Below are 13,937 nucleotides of genomic sequence, written 5' to 3' on the forward strand. Positions count from 1 at the left end.
GCCCTCCCCACCCGATCGGGCCGACCCACACCCTGCAGCCCTTCACCCAACGTTAGCGGCTCTCGGCCGCGGCCGCTTGGAATCGCGCACAATCACCTACACACGGTGATCGCGGCAGCACCCCCCCGCGGTGCTGCCGCGATCAAGGGAACTGATCCGAGCCCACAAGAGCTCTGATCAGGGCACGTCGGGGAGATGATCCGGGTCCTTACTACGCGTCCCGCGGGAACTCATAGGCGAGGTAGGCGAGGCCGTCGCCGACTGTGCGGGAATCGACCAGGCGCATGCGGCCCGAGGTGCTGGTCTCGGCCAACAGCCGCCTGCCGCCGACGCCCACCACCACCGGGTAGACCATCAGCCGCAGCTCGTCGACGAGGTCTTGCTCAACCAGCGCCTTCACCAGCCGTCCGCTGCCGTACACGACGATTTCCCCGGTCACGTCCTGCTTCAGCTTCGCCACCTCCTTCGCCATGTCGCCCTTGAGCAACGTCGTGTTCTCCCAGTCGAGGACTTCGAGGGTCGAGGACACGACGTACTTGGGCAGGCTTCTGAGCCGCTGCGCCCACTCGTCGCCCCGAGTCACCCACCGTTCGGCGAACCACGTGTAGCTGCGCCCGCCCATCAGCAGCGCCTCGCATCGCCGCGCCTCCTCGAACTGCACCTGCGCCCACGCCTGCCGGTCCTTCTCCCCGATCCGGCTGAGCCAGCCGCCGAAGCGGGAGTCGGTGGGGTCCTCGAAGGCTCCGTCGAGCGAGACGTTCTCACTGACGACGATCTTGCCCATGTCTGTTCTCCTGGCATCGGTGTTCTGCGGTCACCGATATCGACACCGCGCCGGGACGAAAGTCGGCGCCGCGCGGCCGCCCAGTTCGGCACGCAGCCGGTGTCTGTACGACGATGGGGACACGACGAGACGATGGAGAACCGGGATGGTGACGGTGACGGCGGCGGTGACGGAGGCTTCGTCCGAACTGATCGCGAGGGCGCGCGCCGGGGACGACGAGGCGTTCCAGGCGCTGACCGAGCCGTACCGCCGCGAGCTGCACGTGTACTGCTACCGCATGCTCGGGTCAGTCCAGGATGCCGAGGACGCGCTGCAGGAGACGATGCTCGCCGCGTGGCAGGGGCTGGCGGCCTTCGAGCAACGTGCCTCGCTGCGGACCTGGCTCTACCGGATCGCCACCAACCGCTGCCTCAACACCCGCCGCACCGCGGCCCGGCGACCCGCCACGCAGTGGAGCGTGCCCGGGGTCGAGCCGCCCGAGCCGACGCGGCTGGGCGAGGTCGCGTGGCTTGAGCCGTATCCGGACAGCCTCCTCGACGAGGCCGCCGACGCGCCGCCGGGCCCGGAGGCGCGCTATGAGCAAAGCGAATCCGTCAGCCTGGCCTTCGTGACCGCGCTGCAACTGCTGCCGCCGCGCCAGGTCGCCGTCCTGGTCCTGCGCGACGTGCTCGGTTTCCCCGCCCGCGAGGTCGCCGCGATGCTGGACGCGACCGTCGAGTCCGTCAACAGTGCTCTGAAGCGGGCGCGCGCGGCGCTGCGCCGCCGGCCGCCGCGCGCGCAACACGAACCGGCGCCCCCTGCCGGCTCGGCTGCCGAGGACGCGATCGTGGCGAAGTTCGTCAACGCCTACGAGTCCGCCGACCTCGACGCCTTGGTGGCCCTGCTCACGGACGACGTGTTCATCTCGATGCCGCCGATGCCGTTCGAGTACGAGGGGCTCTCGGCCGCGCGCGACTTCTGCGCCTTGTTCCTCGGCACGGGCCGCGAGTACGTCCTGGTACCCACGCGCGCGAACGGCCAGCCGGCGTTCGGGCTCTACCTGCGTGCCGACGGCGTCTGCCGGGCGACCAGCCTGCTTGCGATCACGCTCGCCGGGAATCGGGTCTGCGCGCTCTCCCGCTTCGACGGCAGCGTTCTGCCACGGTTCGGGCTGCCTCAATCGCTGCCGGACGGCCCTTGAAGCTGCCCGGACGGGCAGGAGGTGAACCGGCATCCCCGGCCCGGCCCGGCCCGGCACGGCCCGGACCGGAACCTCGCCGGAGCAACTACGAGACACCTGCGCGCGATGCTTGATTAAAGCCGACAACCTTCCGCCACGATGTCTACATGAATTCGGCATCATGTACTCGGCATCGCAACAGCCAGTGCTGTACACGACTCCGCCGCTGACCAGCGAGGATCAAGCCGTTCTCGTCGAGATCCACTAGTGTCCCGCGGTGTGCGCCGGGGCCGGGCCGGTGGATCCGCGCACGACGAGTTCGGGTTCGAACAACAGCTCGTCCGCGGTGACGGCGGCGCCCTCGATCTGACCGACCAGCATCGCGACCGCCGCGCGGCCCATCGCCTCGATCGGCTGGCGCACCGTGCTCAGCGGCGGGTCGGTGCAGCTCATGAGCGAGGAGTCGTCGTACCCGACCACCGAGAGCTGATCCGGAACGCGCCGACCCGCGCGCCGGGCCGCGCGTACCGCACCGAGCGCGATCAGGTCGCTGCCGCAGACTATGCCGGTGATCCCCCGCGCTATCAGCCGGGAGGCCGCCGCTTGACCGCCCTCCAGCGAGAACATGGCCCGCTCGATCCACTCCGGCTGCCACGCCAGGCCGCTGGACGCCGCCGCCACCTCGAACGCGGCCTGCTTGCGCCGCGACGGCATGTGGTCCGCCGGGCCGAGGATCAAGCCGATCCGCTCGTGGCCGAGCGCGGACAGGTGCCCGAACGCCTGCTCGACCGCCACCGCGTCGTCCGTGGAGACACGCGGGAAGTCCAGGTGCTCGGCCGCCGCGTTGACGAGCACGACCGGCAGTCGCAGCTCAAGCAGCTTGAGATAGTGCTGATGCGGCGCGTCCGCCTCGGCGTAATGTCCCCCGGCGAAGACGACCCCTGAGACCTGCTGCTCCAGCAGCATCTCGACGTAGTCGGACTCGGACAGTCCACCGGCGGTGCGCGTACACAGCACCGGGGTGAAACCGCGCTGCGCGAGCGCGCCGCCGACGACCTCGGCCAGCGCCGGGAAGATCGGGTTCTGCAACTCCGGCAGCACGAGCCCGATCAGCCGGGCCCGCTCGCCGCGCAACTGGGTCGGGCGCTCGTAGCCGAGCACGTCCAGCGCCGTGAGGATCGAGGCGCGGGTGCTCTCCGCCACCCCGGGCTTGCCGTTGAGCACCCGGCTGACCGTGGCCTCGCTGACCCCGGCCTTCTTCGCCACTTCCGCAAGCCTCCGCGACATACCGCAAGAATAGCGCACGCCACTGCAAGCGCCTGCAAGAATTCCACGAAAACGTCAGGTTGATGAGCCGCAGTTGCGCCGGAGCGGGCCGCCGCACCCGCCGCTGATCACCCGCCTTGCCTCAACGCCATGGGTTCCATAAGCTGGGCGCAGCTATTGAAAACGATGTTCATCTTCATTGAAGGGCTGTCATGATCCGCACCGGCGCCGGATTCGCCGCGGCTCTCGCGGCGGGCGCCGCCGCGGTGCTCGCCTTGACCGCCGGCTGCGCGACCACCGCTCCGGCGGCCGACGTGGGCGCCGGTTCCGGCTCCGGCCGGACGCTCGAGGTCGCCGCCGCCGAGAACTTCTGGGGTTCGATCGCCGCGCAACTCGGCGGATCGCACGTGGTCGAGACCTCGATCATCGACAGTCCGGCCGCCGACCCGCACGACTACGAGCCAACGCCCGCGGACGCGCGCGCGGTCGCCTTCGCCCGGGTCTTCATCCAGAACGGGATCGGCTACGACTCGGCCTGGGCGCCGAAACTGGTCGCCGCCAACCCGAACTCCGGGCGCACCGTGTTGACCGTCGGCGATCTGCTCGGGCTCAAGCCGGGCGACAATCCGCACCAGTGGTACGTGAAAGCCAGCGTGTACAAGGTGATCGACGCGATCACCGCGGCCTACCAGCAGGCCGATCCGGCGGACTCGGCCTATTTCGCCGCGCGCAGGAGCAGCTTCGAACTGACCGCGCTGGCTCCCTACAACCGGCTGATCAGCGACATCCGAGCGAGGTACGCGGGCACGCCGATCGGCGCCTCCGAGTCGATCGCCGCGGGGCTGGCCGGCACCCTCGGGCTGAACCTGATCACGCCGCAGACCTTCCTGCGCGCGGTCAGCCAGGGCAACGACCCCACCGCGGCCGACAAGAGCCTGATCGACCGCCAGATCACGCAAAAGGCGATCAAGGTGTACATCTACAACTCGCAGAATGCGACGCCGGACGTGGCGGCGCAGATCGCGCAGGCTAAGGCCGCGGGCATCCCGGTGACCGCGATCACCGAGACGCTCACGCCGGCCGGCGAGACCTTCCAGCAGTGGCAGGTGAGCCAACTCGAGGAACTCGCGAACGCGCTCGCGCGGGCCACGGGCCGGTGAGGCGGCCGTGACCAGAAATCAGGCCGGCAGGAGCACGACGATGGACGTGACCGCGATGAACGTGACCGCGATGAGCGTGGACCCGGGCGAGATCGGCGGCGCAGACGACCTCGGTCGCGCGCGCGGCGGTCCGGGAGCGGAACCCGCGCCCGGTCCCATTCCCGCGCCCGGTCCCATTCCCGCGCCCGGTCCCGCGCCCACTCCCACTCCCGGGACCGGGACCGGATGCGGAACCGGACCGGGCGCGCAGCCGGTGGTGGCGCTTCGCGGCGCGGCGGTGTCGGCCGGAGGGCGCACACTGTGGAGCGAGGTGGACCTGTCGGTGCACAGCGGGGAGTTCGTCGCGGTGCTCGGGCCGAACGGAGTCGGCAAATCCACCCTCATCAAGGTATTGCTGGGCACCCTGCCCAGCGCGGCGGGAAGCGTGTCCGTGCTCGGCCGGAAGCCGGGCGGCGCCGGCGAACGGATCGGGTATCTGCCGCAGCGGCGCAGCTTCGACGCCTCGCTGCGCATCCGCGGGATCGACATCGTGCGTCTCGGCCTCGACGGCGACCGCTGGGGTCTGCCGCTGCCCGGCGCGGCCCGGTTCAGCGCCCGGCGGCGTGCGGCCGAGACGCGGGTGCGCGAGGTGATCGACCTGGTCGGCGCGGGCGCGTACGCGTACCGGCCGATCGGCGCGCTGTCCGGCGGTGAGCAGCAGCGGCTGCTGATCGCTCAGGCCCTCGTCCGCCGCCCGGGGCTGCTCCTGCTCGACGAGCCGCTGGACTCGCTCGACCTGCCGAACCAGGCCGCCGTCGCGGCGCTGATCCACCGGATCTGCCGGCAGGCGAACGTCGCGGTGATCATGGTAGCGCACGACGTGAACCCGATCCTGCCCTACCTCGACCGGGTCGTGTACATAGCCGGGGGCCGCGCGGCGTGCGGCACGCCGGAGCAGGTCATCACCACGGAGACGCTGACCCGGCTGTACAGCACTCCGGTCGAGGTGCTGCGTACGTCGGACGGCCGCCTTGTCGTCGTCGGCGGACCGGAGGCGCCCGCGTTGCACACGGACCGGCACGCTCATGCCCATACGTCCGAGCCCGGCCACCGACGCCACCACGGCCACGTATTGGGGCGAGGCCGGGCAGAGCATTCCGGCAGCGAGCGGTCTGGTGGCGAGCGTCATGCCCGGTAATCCCGCCTGGTCGCCGTCGTGGGACCTGGTGCGCGACATCCAGATCATGTGGTCGCTGCCGTCGATGGTCAACGCATACCGCGCCGGCACGATCATCGCGGTGACCGCCGGCGTGGTCGGCTGGTTCATGGTGCTGCGGCGGCAGAGCTTCGCAGGGCACACGATCTCGGTCGCCGGGTTCCCGGGCGCGGCCGCGGCGGTCCTGCTCGGGGTCGCGTCAGGGTACGGATACTTCGGGTTCTGCGTCGCGGCGGCGCTCGTCATCGCCTACGGCACCCGGCCCGGCGCCCGCGACGCGGCGCACGAATCCGCGCTCACCGGGGTCGTGCAGGCGTTCGCCCTCGCCTGCGGGATGCTGTTCGTCTCGCTCTACGGCGGGTTCCTCAACCAGGTGGACACCCTCCTGTTCGGCACCATCCTCGGCATCACGAGCGGCGACGTGCTCGTGCTCGCCGCGGTGGCCGTGGCGGTCCTGGCGGTCCTGGCGGTGATCGGGCGAGCGCTGCTGTTCGCCTCGGTGGATCCCGGCGTCGCGCGGGCGCGCGGCGTGCCGGTGCGGTTGCTCGGCGCGGTGTTCCTGGTGCTGCTCGGCGCGGCGACCGCGGAGGTCTCCCAGATCACCGGCTCACTCCTGGTGTTCGCGCTGCTGGTGATGCCGGCGGCGACAGCGCAGCTGATCACGGCGCGCCCGGCGACGAGCCTGCTGCTGACCGTGCTGATCGGGTTCGCGGTCACCTGGGCCGGTTTCGGATTCGCCTTCTTCACGGCGTACCCGATCGGGTTCTACATCACGACGTTCGCGTTCGGGACGTACGTGCTGGCGTACCTGGTGCGCCTCGCCGGTCCGACGGTCGCGGCCCGGTTCCCGCGGCCGTCCGGCGAATCACAGGGTACTGCGAAGATTGTGGGAGCGTCGTGAGCCTGTTCGACCACCCGTTCATGGTCGGCGCGCTTCTGGCCGGCACCGGTATCGCGCTCTCCTGCGGCCTGGTCGGGTATTTCCTGGTGATGCGGGCGCAGGTCTTCACCGGCGACGCGCTCTCCCACGTCGCCTTCACCGGCGCGCTCGGCGCCCTCGCCTTCGGCGCGAACCTGCGGCTGGGGCTGTTCACGGCGACCGTGCTGGTGGCGTTGCTGCTCGGCGCGCTCGGCCGGCGCGGGCGCGCGGACGACGTGGTGATCGGCAACGTCTTCGCGTGGATCCTCGGCCTCGGGGTGTTCTTCCTGACCGTGTACACGACGAACCGATCGGGCGCCGGCGCGGGCGACGCGACCAGGAGCGTGCTGTTCGGCTCGATCTTCGGGCTCTCCTCCGGGCAGGCGCGCGCGGCGTGGTGGATCGGGCTGGGCGTGTGCGCGGCGCTGGCCGCGATCGGCCGGCCGCTGCTGTTCGCGAGCCTCGACGAGACCGTGGCCGCGGCCCGCGGGGTACCGGTGCGGGTGCTCGGATTCGGTTTCCTGGCGCTGGTCGGGGTGACCACCGCGGAGGCGACACAGGCGGTCGGCGCCCTGCTGCTGCTGGGTCTGCTCGCCGGTCCGGCCGGCGCCGCGCTCGCGCTGACCGACCGGCCGTATCTGGGCATGGCCGTCTCGGCGGCGCTCGCGGTGGGTTCGGTGTGGGCCGGGCTGGCGCTGGCCTATTACGTTCCGACGCTGCCGCCGAGTTTTTCGATCACGGCCGTGGTCACCGCCGTGTATGCGGCGGCTGCCGCACGCGGCCGCCTGCTCGGGACGCGAAATCACGAGGCCGTGCCCGCCGCGTGAGCCTGCCCGCACCGGCGGCTTGAGCGTTCCTCCGGCGAGGCGGGTCCCGTGCCGGGGACGAAGATCAGGCGGTGTGTGTGGACGCGGCGGCGGACACCGCCACCGGTAGTGGCACGGGCAGCGGCACGGAGGGAACCAGGCCGGGCCGCGTGGGCCGCCCCGCGTTTTCCGGACAGTCGATAATGAGCTGATTTACGCTGCGGACTGCCGTTTCTGGAACTCTTGCCGGACCCAGGGCCGCTGCGTAGTCGCGCTCTGACCCGGTTTGCCTGATCTTCCCGCTCTGCGTGCCCCGGGTTGCGCGCAGGCACGGCCTCTGACGATCATTCAGGTTCCTACACCGCTGATCATCGGAGGGTCCGTGCCTGCCACGGCATTCTCGCCTATCGACGCGCCTGCGGGTCAAACCCCGGCGGGCGTACGCCCCGACCTGCTTGAACGCTTCGCTTCCGTACCCGACCCGCGCTCAGCGCGCATGTATTCACCGAAAAGGTACAACTCTTGTAAATCGTCGCAACGCACTTCCTTCAGCCAACCGACATGAAGCGCACCTTCAGTTTCCGGATGTATGGACACACCGTTGCCGAGTTCGCCTCGCACCGCTCGGGTCGTGACGCATTCGAAATCCGCGACCAGAGCGCGCAGGGTCGCCAGCTCACCCGCCCTGGCGAAATGCGTCAGCGGACTCGCGTCGAACACCAGGACCGTTCCCATGCTCAGGCGATGCTCTCGAAATCCGGCTTCAGTGCCTCGAGCGGAGTCTCGTTGGCGACGGGCAGGTCCTCCGCGGTCACCGTGTTGCGCAGCAGCTCGATGGTTCGGTCCGCGCTGATCACGCCCCTGCGATACGCTCGTACCGCCGCCTGGGCGTATCCGGGTGCCAGCGCCACCGGCTTCAGCTCCTCCTCGAACCGGATCCCGATTTCGAAATAGTCGGCGGGGGTCGGGCGCCGTGCCTGGAGCAGGTCGAAATCCGCGCGGGTGATCAGTCCCAGCGTGAGCGCCTGCGAAACCGCCGCCGACCAGCTCACGCGATACTCCGCGGCAAGCACGATGAGCCGGGTGCGGAAATCCTCACACCCCGCCGAAAGCTGCGTCCACCGCGCGCGCAGCGACGGTCCAGGCATCAGCAGGTGGGCCGCGAAAGCGTTGATCAGCGACTCCCGGTCATCGCGCGCCGTTCCCACGCCGAAGTCGGCCGTGTACTCATCGGCGAGCAAGTGATGGCCAAGCTCGTGCGCCAGGTTGAAACGGCGTCGGCCGGGGTCGGCGGTGCCGTTCACCAGGGCCACCCCTATGTCGCCGACCCTCACGTATCCGCCATCGATGACGCTCGGCCCCAGATCGAACGAGAAAGCGAGCAGTCCGACTTTCTCGACCGCACCTTGCAGGTCGAGCAGTGGGCCCGAGTCCACGCCGAGCAGGCCGCGAGCGGCTGCGGCACCAGCCGCCGCTTCGTCGAGATCCGAGACGCCTGAGGGGAGCAGCGAAACCGGCAGGCAGAGTGTGCGCACTTCGTGCAGAAGCTCGACATCCCGGCTCACCCGCTCGAGTTCGTCTTCGAGTCTCAGCACGTCGTGATCCCGCGAAAGCCCGTCCCGACGGCTCGCGATCACCGAGGCCGGCTGGGTCAGGAACCAGTCCACCGACCGGCCGAAGACCTCGGCGACGCGGGCCAGTTCCAGGGCGTCGAGTGGCCGCTGGCCCGCCTCGACGCGGCTGACCGCGCTACGGTGCAGGCCGAGTCGATCGCCCAACTGGAACTGGGTGAAGCCCGCACGCTCCCGAGCCAACGCGACTCTTGCGCCGATCTGTGCCCAGCTCGACAATCGCACACGTTCCATGATTGATCTCCCTGGTTGTGTGCTCACTTCACACATAAGAATTGTACTAGATGTCTGCTCGCGTGCAGCGAGCGGCGCGGATACGTCCGCTTCGCCGGCTACTCACTGCGGCTTCACGACTCACTGCGGCTTCACGACTCGCTGCGGCGCACCGGCGCCGCACAGGCCGCGCTGGGCGGAGCGGCGATCGCCGACTCGATGTCGCCGCAGGCTCTCCACGGCGCCAGGCGGCGGACGGATCCTCTCCTCGCGCGCGTCAGTGCCGCCAGCGGGTACGCTCGACGACGTCCTGCGGGCTCGCGTCGGCGAACAGCGCGATCTCGGCGCGGCGCACCGTGGCGATGGTGTCGATGAACTCGATCCCGAAGGCTTCGGCGAGCACCTCGTCCGCCTCAAAGGCGGCGACCGCGCCCTCCAGCGATGACGGCAGCGCCCTGACGTCGCGCCGGGTGGCCTCGTCCGCTGGCAGGGTGGCCGGGTCGACATCCACCGGCTCCGGCAGCTTCGCCCCGGCGGCCAGGCCCGCGCGACCGGCCGCGAGCAGCCCGGCGATCAGCAGATACGGGTTCGCGGCCGCGTCGAAACACTTGAGTTCCAGATTCGCCGCACGCGCCCCGTCCCCGGTCGAGCCGGTGACGAAACGCAGCGCCGCCTCACGGTTCTCCAAGCCCCAGCAGGCGTACGCCCCGGCCCAATGCGACGGGATCAGGCGCAGGTAGCTGGCGACGGCCGGGGCCCCCAGGGCGAGCAGCGCGGGCAGGTGCGCCAGCAGGCCCCCGGCGAACGCCTCGCCCTGCCCGGTCAGCCCGAACCGGCCGGAACCGCCGGACATCAGGTTCCTGACCCCGTCGCCCCGCGCCGGCTGCGCGCCCTCGCCTTCGCCCTCGCCCGCACCCGCGCTCCACAGGCTCAGGTGCACGTGCCCGCCGTTGCCCACTCCCCCGGCCAGCACCTTCGGCGAGAAGGTCGCGCGCAGGCCGTTGCGGTGGCTGACCGCGCGGATCGTCTCGCGCACCAAGACCAGCGTGTCGGCCGCCCCCACCGGGTCCTGCGCGGCGACGGACACCTCGTACTGGCCGGCCGCGTACTCGGGGTGGATCTGGTCGACGGTCAGGCCCTGCGCGGCGAGCGCGTCCATCACGTCCCTGACATAGTCGGACTGTTCGATCAGCCGCGCCATGCCGTACGCAGGGCCCGCACATGCGGGTTCGAATTCATCGCCGTGGCCGAGCGAGACGCACCATTCGACCTCGAACGCGGCACGCACGGCGTAACCGTCGGCGGCCAGCCGCTCGACCTCCCGCCTGGCCAGGCTGCGCTGGTCGATCGGGTGCACCGAGCCGTCCTGGCGGAACCGGTCGGCCGGGGCCCAGGCCCAGCCGGGCTGCCCCGCCAACGGGGTCAGGCGGTCCAGATCCGGCATCAGCCGCAGGTCGCCGACCGGACCGCCGGCATAACGGGCGACCGCCGCGGAATCGTCGAGCAGGAAGGTGTCGAAGCAGGGTGACACTCCGATGCCCCAGGCCGCCGCGCGCGCCAGCTTCTCCACCGGTACCGCCTTGACCCGGGTGATCCCGCTGTTGTCGACCCAGGTCACGGCCACCCCGTGCACGCCGCGTGCGGCCAGTTCGGCGGCGATCCCCTCGGCCCGCGCGGCGCTCTCCTCGCGCCACGACTGTTCCAAGGTCCCCCAACGGCTCATCGCTGATCCCTTCGCCGAACGCTCGCACGGAAGCCACGGCTGCGCGGGAACCGGTGTGCCTGCCCGACCGCGCGGGCGGCCGGGCGCCCGGAAGAATTGTTGGTTACCGATGGCCTGAACCATTTCCCAATCGATACAACACGCGTCACACTGACCGCAAGTGGACCCGAAGGGAATGAGGAGTCGCATATGCCGACGCAGATCCAACAGCCGGCACCCACAGCCGGCCTGCGGCGCAGCCTCAACGTGTGGCAGGCAGTCGGCCTGTCCGTCGCGCTCATGGCACCGAGCATGGCCTCGAATATCAACCCACAGGCCAGTGTTCCCTCGGTCGGCCGAGCGGTGCCGCTGGCGTTCCTGCTGGCGGCGGTGGGCGTGCTGCTGGTCGCCTACGTGTTCGTACGCCTGTGCCAGTACTTCAACCACTCCGGCTCGGTGTACGCCTTCGTCGGGGCGACCCTCGGGCCGCGCACCGGGGTGGTGGCCGGCTGGGGCCTGCTGGGCACGTACATCTTCTACGGCGTGACCACCTCCTCGGTGGTCGGCATCTTCGGCACGAACTTCCTGCAGAATATCCACGTCTGGTCCAACCCGCCGACCCGCGCCCCTTACATACTCACCGCCGTCGCGCTCGTGCTCTGCTGGCTGCTGACCGCCGTCCCGGTGCGGCGCGGAACGAACGTCCTGCTGGTGGTCGAGGGCGCCACCGTCGCGCTGATCCTGCTCGTGTCCGCGGTGGTGGCCGTCAAGCTGCTCTCGCACAGCGCGCCGGGCGGGCACCAGTTCACCATGAGCGTGTTCACCGTTCCGCACGGCACCGGCGTCTCCGCGGTGTTCCTCGGGATCGTGTTCGGCTTCCTGTCCTTCGCCGGCTTCGAGGCGGCCTCCACCCTCGGCGAGGAGGCGGCCGACCCGCACCGGGACATTCCGCGCGCGATCCTGGGCACCGCGATCTTCGGCGGCATCTTCTTCGTCGTGGTCACCGCGATCGAGTCGATGGGCTTCGGGACCGACGACAAGGGCGTGGCCGCCTTCGGGGCGTCGCAGTCGCTGATCGGCGACCTCGGCACCAGCTACGTCGGTTCCTGGGTCGGCAACGCGATCACCCTCGGCGCGATGATCAGCGCCTTCGGCTGCTGCCTCGCCTGCACCGTCGGCAGCGCGCGGCTGCTGTTCGCGCTGAACCGCGACGGCTTCGGCGAGCGCGGCCTCGGCAGGCTCTCGCGTATCGGCACACCCGCCCGCTCCGGCGGCGTCGTGGTGACGATCATGGCCGCGACGATCGCGATCAGCATCCTCGGGTTCTCGGCCGTCCCGGAGAACACCTTCGCCTGGGGAGGCACCATCGGCACCCTGATCCTGCTGGTGGCGTACATCCTGACCACGGTCGGGGCGATCCGGCTGTTCTTCGTGCAGCGCCGGATGCAGGTGCCGGCCTGGCAGGTGGTGATCCCGCTCGCGGCGATCGTGCTGCTGGGCTACACGCTGTACCGCAACGTGATTCCTTACCCGGCCTGGGGTTCGTCCACGTTCTGGCTGCCGGTGGTCTCGGGTGGCTGGCTGCTGATCGGGATCCTCGCGGTCGTGGCCGCGCCGACGACGGCTCGGCGGATGGGTGAGAAGCTGACCGAGGTGGAAGGCATCGCGGCGGCGAAGGCGTCCGGGACCGCTCAGCCCCTGGTCGACAGCGTCGTGTTGGAGGGTGGAACGGGCTGAGCACCGGGAGCACCGGGAGCACCGGAGGCACCGGAGGCACCGGCACAGGCCACCACGGACGGACGGAGGAACCAGCGCCGTGCCAGTGCATCCTTCGGCGCAGTCACCCGAGGCCGGGCCGGCCGGTCTTGTCGATCACCACTGCCACGGTGTCGTGCGCCGCGACCTGGACCGGACCGGCTTCGAGCTGCTGCTGACCGAGGCCGGTCCGCTCGGGCCGGCCAGCGGCAGCGTGTTCGACTCGCAGATCGGCTTCGCGGTGCGCCGCTGGTGCGCTCCCCTGCTCGATCTGGAGCCGCACGCCGCGCCGGACGACTACCTGGCACGCCGGGCCGAACTCGGGCACGCCGCGGTCACCGCGCGGTTCCTGCGGGCCGCGGGACTGAGCGCCCTGTGCGTCGACACCGGGTTCGAGCCCGAACCGCTGCTCTCGCCACGGCGGCTGGGTGAGGAGGCGGGCGCGGCGGCTTACGAGATCGTCCGGCTGGAGCACGTCGCCGAGCAGACCGCGCCGGGCGCGACGGCCGCGGGCTTCGCCGACGCGGTGCGCGCGCGGCTCGCCGAGCACGCGCGCACCGCGGTCGGCTTCAAGTCGATCGCGGCCTACCGTCACGGCCTCGCTCTGGCGCCCGAGCGCCCGAGCGCGGCGCAGGTGTCGGCGGCCGCCGGACGGTGGCTCGCGCGCGAATCAGGGCGCGGTGACGTGGACGGCCGCGTGCCGCGCCTGAGCGACGAAACCCTGCACAGGTTCCTCGTGTGGTGCGCGGTGGATCTGGCGCTGCCGGTGCAGTTCCACGTCGGTTACGGCGACGCGGACGTCAACCTGGACCGGTGCGATCCGCTTCTGCTCACCCCGCTGCTGCGCGCGATCGAGCCGACCGGGGTGCCGGTGCTGCTGCTGCACAACTATCCCTTCCACCGGCACGCGGGCTTCCTGGCCCAGGTGTTCTCCAACGTCTTCCTCGACGTCGGGCTGGCCACGCACAACCTGGGCCGCGCCTCGCGCACGCTGGTCGCGGAGGCGCTCGAACTCGCGCCGTTCGGCAAGTTCCTGTACTCGTCCGACGCGTTCGGCCTGCCGGAGCTGTACTACCTCGGCGCGGCCCTGTTCCGGCGCGCGCTCGCCGCGTTTCTCGACGCGGGTGTCGAGGACGACGCGTGGAGCGCCGCGGACGCCGCGCGGGTCGCCCGGCTGATCGCCTCGCAGAACGCCCACCGGGTCTACCGGCTGGAGCCGCAGCGGCTCGCGGCGCGCTGATTAGGGCCCTGCGACATGTGTGGCAGTATGCGTACAGCGAGATCGACTCAGTAGGGACGGCACACTGATCGGATCTCGTGAAGCGCCGACCACGCGGCGGCCGGATC

At 70.7% G+C, this 13,937-nt stretch carries 12 protein-coding genes; 7 read left to right on the forward strand and 5 right to left on the reverse strand.

What is annotated here, in order from left to right:
• Positions 1 to 211: 211 nt before the first annotated feature.
• Positions 212 to 784: a dihydrofolate reductase family protein gene (locus KGA66_RS07445; RefSeq protein WP_211466019.1), complete on the reverse strand. Its 573-nt coding sequence runs from the start codon at positions 782 to 784 to the stop codon at positions 212 to 214.
• A 145-nt stretch (positions 785 to 929) separates the two neighbouring features.
• On the opposite strand from KGA66_RS07445, the gene KGA66_RS07450 reads away from it, so the two are divergent.
• The gene (locus KGA66_RS07450) at positions 930 to 1,964 is read left to right on the forward strand and encodes an RNA polymerase subunit sigma-70 (protein ID WP_211466021.1); all 1,035 of its coding nucleotides are present in this window, start codon (positions 930 to 932) and stop codon (positions 1,962 to 1,964) included.
• A 243-nt stretch (positions 1,965 to 2,207) separates the two neighbouring features.
• On the opposite strand, the gene KGA66_RS07455 is transcribed toward KGA66_RS07450, so the two are convergent.
• Positions 2,208 to 3,230: a LacI family DNA-binding transcriptional regulator gene (locus KGA66_RS07455; RefSeq protein WP_211466023.1), complete on the reverse strand. Its 1,023-nt coding sequence runs from the start codon at positions 3,228 to 3,230 to the stop codon at positions 2,208 to 2,210.
• A 191-nt stretch (positions 3,231 to 3,421) separates the two neighbouring features.
• Here KGA66_RS07455 and KGA66_RS07460 point away from each other — a divergent pair, with 191 nt between their 5' ends.
• Genes KGA66_RS07460 through KGA66_RS07475 form a run of 4 tightly spaced genes read left to right on the forward strand, consistent with a single transcriptional unit; the run spans position 3,422 to position 7,310 of the window.
• Positions 3,422 to 4,369, forward strand: coding sequence for a metal ABC transporter solute-binding protein, Zn/Mn family (locus tag KGA66_RS07460; RefSeq protein ID WP_211466025.1), 948 nt, complete (start codon positions 3,422 to 3,424; stop codon positions 4,367 to 4,369).
• A gap of 40 nt (positions 4,370 to 4,409) precedes the next feature.
• The gene (locus KGA66_RS07465) at positions 4,410 to 5,546 is read left to right on the forward strand and encodes a metal ABC transporter ATP-binding protein (RefSeq protein ID WP_246507182.1); all 1,137 of its coding nucleotides are present in this window, start codon (positions 4,410 to 4,412) and stop codon (positions 5,544 to 5,546) included.
• Positions 5,536 to 6,465 carry a metal ABC transporter permease gene (locus KGA66_RS07470; RefSeq protein ID WP_211466027.1) on the forward strand — a complete coding sequence of 310 codons (930 nt, stop codon included), beginning with the start codon at positions 5,536 to 5,538 and terminating at the stop codon, positions 6,463 to 6,465. The genes KGA66_RS07465 and KGA66_RS07470 overlap by 11 nt, the downstream gene beginning before the upstream one ends.
• Positions 6,462 to 7,310: a metal ABC transporter permease gene (locus KGA66_RS07475; protein ID WP_211466029.1), complete on the forward strand. Its 849-nt coding sequence runs from the start codon at positions 6,462 to 6,464 to the stop codon at positions 7,308 to 7,310. The genes KGA66_RS07470 and KGA66_RS07475 overlap by 4 nt, the downstream gene beginning before the upstream one ends.
• 402 nt (positions 7,311 to 7,712) lie before the next feature.
• Here KGA66_RS07475 and KGA66_RS07480 read toward each other — a convergent pair whose 3' ends face one another.
• From KGA66_RS07480 to KGA66_RS07490, 3 genes are all read right to left on the reverse strand, one after another.
• The gene (locus KGA66_RS07480; protein WP_211466031.1) at positions 7,713 to 8,024 is read right to left on the reverse strand and encodes a hypothetical protein; all 312 of its coding nucleotides are present in this window, start codon (positions 8,022 to 8,024) and stop codon (positions 7,713 to 7,715) included.
• 2 nt (positions 8,025 to 8,026) lie between these two features.
• Entirely contained in the window at positions 8,027 to 9,190 is a 1,164-nt protein-coding gene (locus KGA66_RS07485; protein ID WP_211466033.1) for a helix-turn-helix domain-containing protein, read from the reverse strand.
• A gap of 220 nt (positions 9,191 to 9,410) precedes the next feature.
• On the reverse strand, positions 9,411 to 10,856 hold the full coding sequence (locus KGA66_RS07490; protein WP_211466035.1) for a type I glutamate--ammonia ligase: 1,446 nt from the start codon (positions 10,854 to 10,856) through the stop codon (positions 9,411 to 9,413).
• Positions 10,857 to 11,045: 189 nt separating this feature from the next.
• Between KGA66_RS07490 and KGA66_RS07495 the strand changes: the two genes are divergently transcribed.
• Positions 11,046 to 12,572 (forward strand): APC family permease, encoded by a 1,527-nt coding sequence (locus tag KGA66_RS07495; RefSeq protein ID WP_211466037.1) that lies wholly within the window; start codon positions 11,046 to 11,048, stop codon positions 12,570 to 12,572.
• A gap of 79 nt (positions 12,573 to 12,651) precedes the next feature.
• Complete coding sequence (locus tag KGA66_RS07500; RefSeq protein ID WP_211466039.1) at positions 12,652 to 13,830, forward strand: amidohydrolase family protein; 1,179 nt, start codon at positions 12,652 to 12,654, stop codon at positions 13,828 to 13,830.
• Positions 13,831 to 13,937: the final 107 nt, after the last annotated feature.

The organism is Actinocrinis puniceicyclus, assembly GCF_018283645.1.
In the GTDB taxonomy this organism is placed as follows: Bacteria; Actinomycetota; Actinomycetes; order Streptomycetales; family Catenulisporaceae; genus Actinocrinis; species Actinocrinis puniceicyclus.